The sequence below is a fragment of the Prevotella sp. P4-67 genome (assembly GCF_002251325.1).
GTDB lineage: Bacteria > Bacteroidota > Bacteroidia > Bacteroidales > Bacteroidaceae > Prevotella.
The window spans coordinates 1-6,545 of sequence record NZ_NPJL01000075.1; the positions used below are offsets into that span (position 1 = coordinate 1).

Annotated in this window: 7 protein-coding genes and 2 pseudogenes; 5 read left to right on the forward strand and 4 right to left on the reverse strand. The window is 42.2% G+C overall.

The window, feature by feature from the left end; translation table 11 throughout:
• Nucleotides 1-246 precede the first annotated feature (246 nt).
• The 3 genes and pseudogenes from CIK92_RS13560 to CIK92_RS12790 all read left to right on the forward strand — a co-directional run.
• Nucleotides 247-912 (forward strand): hypothetical protein, encoded by a 666-nt coding sequence (locus tag CIK92_RS13560; RefSeq protein WP_094387523.1) that lies wholly within the window; start codon nucleotides 247-249, stop codon nucleotides 910-912.
• A gap of 144 nt (nucleotides 913-1,056) precedes the next feature.
• The gene (locus tag CIK92_RS12785) at nucleotides 1,057-1,614 is read left to right on the forward strand and encodes a hypothetical protein (protein ID WP_094387524.1); all 558 of its coding nucleotides are present in this window, start codon (nucleotides 1,057-1,059) and stop codon (nucleotides 1,612-1,614) included.
• 25 nt (nucleotides 1,615-1,639) lie between these two features.
• Nucleotides 1,640-2,035, forward strand: a pseudogene (locus CIK92_RS12790) (magnesium chelatase); the annotation flags it as partial.
• 231 nt (nucleotides 2,036-2,266) lie between these two features.
• Here the strand turns inward: CIK92_RS12790 and CIK92_RS12795 are convergent.
• Both CIK92_RS12795 and CIK92_RS14130 read right to left on the reverse strand, forming a co-directional pair.
• On the reverse strand, nucleotides 2,267-3,955 hold the full coding sequence (locus CIK92_RS12795; RefSeq protein WP_094389330.1) for a transposase: 1,689 nt from the start codon (nucleotides 3,953-3,955) through the stop codon (nucleotides 2,267-2,269).
• A 522-nt stretch (nucleotides 3,956-4,477) separates the two neighbouring features.
• Nucleotides 4,478-4,636: pseudogene (locus tag CIK92_RS14130) on the reverse strand (transposase); the annotation flags it as partial.
• A 75-nt stretch (nucleotides 4,637-4,711) separates the two neighbouring features.
• Here CIK92_RS14130 and CIK92_RS14135 point away from each other — a divergent pair.
• Nucleotides 4,712-4,975 carry a tyrosine-type recombinase/integrase gene (locus tag CIK92_RS14135; protein ID WP_256387340.1) on the forward strand — a complete coding sequence of 88 codons (264 nt, stop codon included), beginning with the start codon at nucleotides 4,712-4,714 and terminating at the stop codon, nucleotides 4,973-4,975.
• Nucleotides 4,976-5,060: 85 nt separating this feature from the next.
• Here CIK92_RS14135 and CIK92_RS12805 read toward each other — a convergent pair whose 3' ends face one another.
• The gene (locus tag CIK92_RS12805) at nucleotides 5,061-5,627 is read right to left on the reverse strand and encodes a 6-carboxytetrahydropterin synthase (RefSeq protein ID WP_094389332.1); all 567 of its coding nucleotides are present in this window, start codon (nucleotides 5,625-5,627) and stop codon (nucleotides 5,061-5,063) included.
• A gap of 5 nt (nucleotides 5,628-5,632) precedes the next feature.
• Nucleotides 5,633-6,049: a Fur family transcriptional regulator gene (locus tag CIK92_RS12810; protein ID WP_094389333.1), complete on the reverse strand. Its 417-nt coding sequence runs from the start codon at nucleotides 6,047-6,049 to the stop codon at nucleotides 5,633-5,635.
• A gap of 182 nt (nucleotides 6,050-6,231) precedes the next feature.
• Here CIK92_RS12810 and CIK92_RS12815 point away from each other — a divergent pair, with 182 nt between their 5' ends.
• On the forward strand, nucleotides 6,232-6,516 hold the full coding sequence (locus CIK92_RS12815; protein ID WP_094389334.1) for a hypothetical protein: 285 nt from the start codon (nucleotides 6,232-6,234) through the stop codon (nucleotides 6,514-6,516).
• The last annotated feature ends 29 nt before the right edge of the window (nucleotides 6,517-6,545 follow it).

The following is a 6,545-nucleotide window of genomic DNA, read 5'->3' on the forward strand; positions in this document are numbered from 1 at the left end:
GCATCGTGGGGTAAGGGGATGGTGGCTACATATTGATGTTGTGCTGTTGCTTTTTACTGAAAGCTGCTACTAACGACTCATAAATCTACCCTTAATCGTGTATTGGATGATAGTTGCGGATTTTAGGATTATGATATCTTCCATCCCAAACATATAGAATTTGTTAGTGTCAAGATTGATAGTAGTTACGAAAGGGAGGATAAACAACCTGATGTAATAGCAACGACATCGGAAGGTAAGCAATTCATGATAGAGTTTACATTTAAAGATAAAGTTAAGCACAAACAAGTTATTGATTATAATAATCTTACATGTCTCGAAATTAATTTGTCTAACCAAACCCTTGAGTCTTTAGAAGATTTTCTTCTTACAACAGAAGACGATAGAAAATGGATAAATAATGAGACTTACTTTAACAGTATTGAAGAGAGATATGCCAAGGCAAACAAGAAAGTTAGAGTAGTTGAAGTATCAGAATGTGATATTTGCCCAATAAGTAATAACTGCTGTGGCGTTAGGAAGAAAGATGCTTCGTCTCCACTTACTCTAAAGAACAATGATAGACAATATCGAATTTGCAAACCTGATGAGAAAGAACTGCGAATAAAAAATGAAGAGGAAGATGAAAGGCAAGCTACATTAATACGTAGGCGCAAAGAAGAACAAAAACAAAAAGAATACTTGAGAAGACAGCAAACCAAATGTGAACAACGGCAACATATATTAGACGAACAAGAAAGTTCACAAGATTCTTCTGAAAGGAGTTGTTTCGATTGTACCACTAATCTCTCATGGCTTAATAGAAATGATGGAATTGCTCATTGTGGAGCCTTTAAGAGTATGGGAGTTCCTCAAAACACCCCACCATCATACGCACAAACATGCAAGAATTTCAAAAGAAAAGCAAAGTAATTATTATGATTTAATCGAATTATATAAATTAGTGGGCGAGGCTATTTGTTACCGTAGTCTTGACCGTGGCGACGGGGCAGAGAATAAAAATAGTATTGTCTCTATGATATTCTCTACAAAACATAAAAGGATTTCATGACCACAATGAGAACGATAAAAATATTGTTGCTGCTTGTACTGACAACCTCACAATCAGCATTGGCATATAACCTGAAGATAGATACAGTGGTAGTAACTAACGACAGCTGCAGAACGCTTCAATTGATAGCTACAATTGATAACACTGACAATGAGGTTTTGTGGATATGGCTTGACAACAATGACTATGGGCGTGACCATAGAAAGGCCATTAGACGATATTTGATGAAGCGCAGAGGAGACTTCTCTATTTTTGACATCGGTGCCGACCCCAATATGATAGGGGATTGGTGGCATCCTTCTGCGCCGAAATACTGCTTTGTCAAATACTTGGAACCTGGCAAAACCTTCACAATTATTTTCTATAATGAGAAGACATTGATGCCTGAACGCTGGAATAGCAAAAACATCATCAATGACATTAAGATTTTCAGTAATCGGCAAATCAACGAATACTGCCCAGGATTAGAGCAGCCATATAGTATTAAACGTATTTCATATTCACATAATGCTATTGCATTTCCAATAAATGCTGATAAATTATCCGATACAATATCAAAGTAGCATAAAATATGCGGTCTGCATTTTCTTAGACCGCATAGACATACAGTGCGAGATAAGCCCCGTGCCGTTCAAAGACATATCAAAGGCGGCGCCAGGCGAGGCGAGTGCCACCATACGCCAGCGCGTCATCAAGGCACGCGACATACAGGCGGAGCGATATCGCACACACAAAGGCATACACTGCAACGCGCAGATGACGGAGCGCATGATTCACCAATACGCCGAACCCGACAACACCGGGATGGACCTCCTACGCATGGCGATGGAGCGCTTCTCACTGTCTGCACGCGCCTACAGTCGCATACTGAAGGTGGCGCGCACCATCGCCGACCTTGACGCCAGCGACAGCGTGCAGCAACACCACCTCGCCGAGGCTATAGGCTACCGCAACCTCGACCGTGGCGATTGGGCGGAGAGGTAGTCAGCTGAACCTTAAGGACCTCACGAACGTGCGTCCCCCCAGTCCGTCCGAAAACATTAGTTTGGGGAATATCACAGAGGGCAGAGTCGCTATCGCAACTTCACCTAAACCCATCTAAGGGCATACAAGTTTTCATATTAAAATTTCAGTTTATGTTAAACAAATTGTCATAAGGGCCAAGAAAAGCCGATATGAGTAATAATTATGCGTGTTTTTCGATGGTAATAGTCTTTATATAAGAGATGCTATAAGTGCTGGCACCCCTTTGAGGGATATGGCACGACGAAGGTTGTAAGATAGGCAGAATAGACCCATCTCAGCCATTACTTTCAGTTTGCCTTTCAGTAAAAAATAGTATTGTCCAAGTGCCCGCTTCATGGTTCCAAAAGGATGTTCGGAGAGACACTTACGATTATCCATCTTGTTCTGATCGAGATGCAAAATGTAACAAACAACTTTCTTTATAACCTTCGTTCTTGGAGGTTTCGGTTTGTCATCGTTCTCATCTTTAAGTTGCTTACGCTTTGCTTTGGTTGTTCTAATCAAGGTATCCTTACCAAAGTCAGCCTCCTTGAATTTCTGTACGGTACACTTACACTTGCATTTCTTGCAAGCGAGCTTGTTGCAGTATCGTATCATGCCGTTTCTCTTGGTTGACTTCTGTCTCAGTATTTCCCCTTGAGGACAATAGGCAAGGTTACGTTCGGCATCCCTTACAAAGTATCCCTCAAGAGCCTTAGCACGCATTTGTTCTGGTGTCATCTGAAGTACTGCAGAATCAGCCACATCAGATGAGTATTCCTTGATTTCTGCGATATGGACATCGGTTAGGATATCCTTGTATGTATCTGGGATAACACCTGCTTCAAGGCAAGCCTTCATATCTTCGGGCTTTGTGCTTGCCTTCTGTGCGTCAGTTATAGTCGCCTCATTGTAGTTAAACTGAACTTGCTCTGTGCATCCGCCATCACGCTGTATAACATTTGGTATAATACCATTAGCCAATGCATCAGCATGATCCTCAGGACATTCATATCCCTTATCTGCTGTAGTTTCAAGAACCTCTACGCCATAATCGGCTTTCACCTCTGATGCAACGCTTGTAATTAGACCATAGTCGGTAGGACTGTCTGTTACTTGAAAGCCGGCTATCATGTGGCTTCCTGCATCAACGGCGGTCTGCACATTATAGCCGACACAAAAGCCTTCGTTAGCTTTCATTAGTCGGGAGCCTGGGTCGGTTAGGGAAATCTGACTTTCGCCACTCTTTTCAAGAGTATCACAATAGCCCTCATAACGTTCCTTGCGCTCCTTACAAACATCGAGTTTACGTTGCAACTCGTCTTTTGAGAGCTTGCGCCCTTCTTCATGGTCGTATGCATCAAGCTCTTCCATGTAGATTGAAATATGCTCATCAAGACGCTTGATTCGATCATCGAGTTTGTTAAGAGTTAGGTTGTTGTCCTTGGCATTTACAGCCTTGAACTTGTTTCCGTCAATGGAGATATATGACTTGGAGAAGAGCTTCAGTCCCATGTAGAACTTGTTGAACTCCTTATATACTTTAGTTATAGCCTTTTTGTTATCCTTGCGGAAATCAGAGATTGTACGAAAGTCGGGAGTCAGCTTGTTAAGCAGCCACATAACCTCTACGTTACACTTGCATTCACGGGCTAGTTTACGAGAGGAACGTACCTGATAGAAGTAATCATAAATATAGAGTTTGAGCAGATCGCGAGGATCATATCCAGGAGTGCCAGTCTCAGCCGGAGTACTGCGAATAAATTCAAGTTCATCCATTTTGAGGCTGTCAACGAAAGCATCAAACAAGCGAACCGGGGCGTCTGACTCTACATACTCGTCAATGCAATCTGGGAAAAGAACCCTCTGACGTCTATCTTGACCTTTTTTATATGCCATATTTTAGTGAATTATATACTATAAATATAAGCAAAATGATTGTTTTCAAGAATATACAAAGTTAAAACAAATATAACAAGCATAATGAATAGTAACCATTATCAGCTGTTCACTATCCTAATAGGTTTTCGGACAGCCTCCCCCCAAAAAAACTTTGTGATGCCACGATGCTTCCCTTAGCAAGGATAAAGAATAATCACTATAAAACAGTAAAATTTACAAATTAAACGAGAATGATAGCCTCTCTATAATTAGTCGAGCCTTAAAAACTTCGCACATGCGCGCATGTGAATGCATTATATGTGATAACCGACCATTGTCCCTCTGTCATGAGCCTCCTAATGACCCATTTGAAAAGGCACAAAAGAGCCTCATGGCTCTTTTGAGGTTATATGCGGCAGCAGCGAGCATGACATTTATAGAGTCTCCGAAAAGACCCTTGTAGAAGTTCCGTCCCAGACGATGGTCGCTCTTGCGTCCATGACCGTCCTTTCCCTTATTCCTGTCATCCTCCTCCTTCTTCTTGTCCTCCATGGCAAGATTGATGTGGATGCTTTCCTTGAGGATAAGCTCCACGCCCTCCTCTCCGATACGGTGACGGAAATGTACAAGCTCGGATGAGGCGCAAGGTGCAGATATACTGAAAGCCTCAAGACCGCAAAAGTACTGATAGTAGGCAGACAGGTAATAATCCCTCTAAACCCATCGGCTTTGCATTGGTTACCTGAGCGAAACGGATGCAAGCCGAGCCAAAAGGTGTTTGAACTGACTATATTGGGAGTATGTAACAGGTATCTTAAAAAAATGACTGCGGATGCAGAGATTACGAAAAATGTCAGTTTCCATACGAGCCGTCACACATTTGCCGTGCTGACACTGGCTGCCGGAAGTGACTTGTACACAGTAGGCAAGTTGCTCGGACATACGAGCATAAATTCAACACAGGTGTATGCCGATGTGGTTATGGAAACAAAGGTTGAAGCCATTAGCCGAATTTCAAATTATTTTTCTAACTTGTAAAATACGGGGCTGCGCCGTAAACCTTAATTACGACACAGCCCCATATTTTCATCATCACTTTATTTTATATGCAGCTTTACGTGGATTATTTTTTCCGATAACCACATTTTGGGCATACTCCATCCGCGTTGAGGGCGACACCGCAAAGAGGACAGCGGTCGATGTTATTCTTTGTGGTAAACTCGGCAGACGCGGCATTCACACCGCTTGTGAAAGTGATCTTAGCGATGTTCAGTTTGTCTTTCAACAAGTCATATACAATCTTAATCATACCTTCCACTGTCATGGTTTCTTTGGTAACAACCAGACGGGCATTGGGGTAAGCCGTTGCCAATTCGGTCTTGAAGGCCTCTCCTTTCATTTTGTTTTGCGGATGGCCGTTTTTGATGCCTTGCTTTTCATACACATCAAGAATGGCAGGAAGCAAAGGGTCATCTTCGCGGAGCACCAAGGCATGGTCAAAATTCTTCAACAGGCTCCATGCCACCTTTTGGATTTCATTACAAGGGTACACCATGTTTACACCTTCTTCAACCGTATCTTCCACCTCAATGGTCAGTGTGCCAGTGTGACCGTGAAGATACTGGGCTTCGCCTTGGAAGCCATAGAACCGATGTGCATACTGCAAATCGAAAGTCGTGATACTTCTCATACTTTTTACTTTTTAGAGTTTAACTTTGGGTTATTTATCGTTATCTGCACCTGTATTCGGCTAATGTCAACCGATGCAAAATTCTTTTCTTTCAAATACTGTCGTATCAATTCCGTAAGCCCTTCATCCATATAATCCAAGATGCTCTCTCCCTCGAATATGTGGTGATGCTCTGTCACGGTAATGTCATAATAGCTTTTCCCCACTTCGGGATGGAACACAAGTGATAACAGATTAGCCTTGCAAAACGAATCAAGAATGCGATAGATGGTTGAGATGGTTATCTCATTATCTTTGGATTGCACACACTTGATTATTTCATCAATGGCAGCATGACGCAATTCCATCATAACCTCATAAACCACTTTACGTTGCGGAGTGATTTTTAGGCCTGCGTTCTTTATAATCTCCGTACTTTCCATTCTTCTCGTATTTTGATGCAACAAAGTTAATGATAATATTTCGCATTTGCAATTTTTTTATCAACAAAATTGCTGCTTTTTGAAGAATAAAACCGCATCACCTATTTATCTGTTCGAAGATAGTGGCATACTGGTGGGGGTTCACATATAATGATGTGGTTCCCGAGTGTTATATTATCACTATGGATGGTCTTGAATCGGAACCTTTCGCCGACGTTGCGCCCTACATTTTTGAGGATCTGGGACGCGCCTATGCTGTCGTAAAGAAGCAATACCGCAATACAGACCTCAAAAAACATGTTATCGGACTCAACCTCGTCGAAATACATTCCTTAGATTCTGTCTATCAGAAATTCACCTGGCCCATGTGGAGGGCACTGAAAAACTACCGTTATTTCCATTTTATCGGCGTGGTCAGGCGTCATTATCGGGCGTTTACGAGGCGTTCTGTCTACGATGTGTGGTGAGAGTAAAAAGCAAAAATCGTCCCCGAAAA

Excerpts from the sequence above, each read along its gene's own strand:
- CIK92_RS13560 (WP_094387523.1), top strand. The coding sequence starts at position 247 with ATGATAGAGTTTACATTTAAAGATAAAGTTAAGCACAAACAAGTTATT.
- CIK92_RS12785 (WP_094387524.1), top strand. The coding sequence starts at position 1,057 with ATGAGAACGATAAAAATATTGTTGCTGCTTGTACTGACAACCTCACAA.
- CIK92_RS12795 (WP_094389330.1), bottom strand. The coding sequence starts at position 3,955 with ATGGCATATAAAAAAGGTCAAGATAGACGTCAGAGGGTTCTTTTCCCA.
- CIK92_RS12805 (WP_094389332.1), bottom strand. The coding sequence starts at position 5,627 with ATGAGAAGTATCACGACTTTCGATTTGCAGTATGCACATCGGTTCTAT.
- CIK92_RS12810 (WP_094389333.1), bottom strand. The coding sequence starts at position 6,049 with ATGGAAAGTACGGAGATTATAAAGAACGCAGGCCTAAAAATCACTCCG.
- CIK92_RS12815 (WP_094389334.1), top strand. The coding sequence starts at position 6,232 with ATGGATGGTCTTGAATCGGAACCTTTCGCCGACGTTGCGCCCTACATT.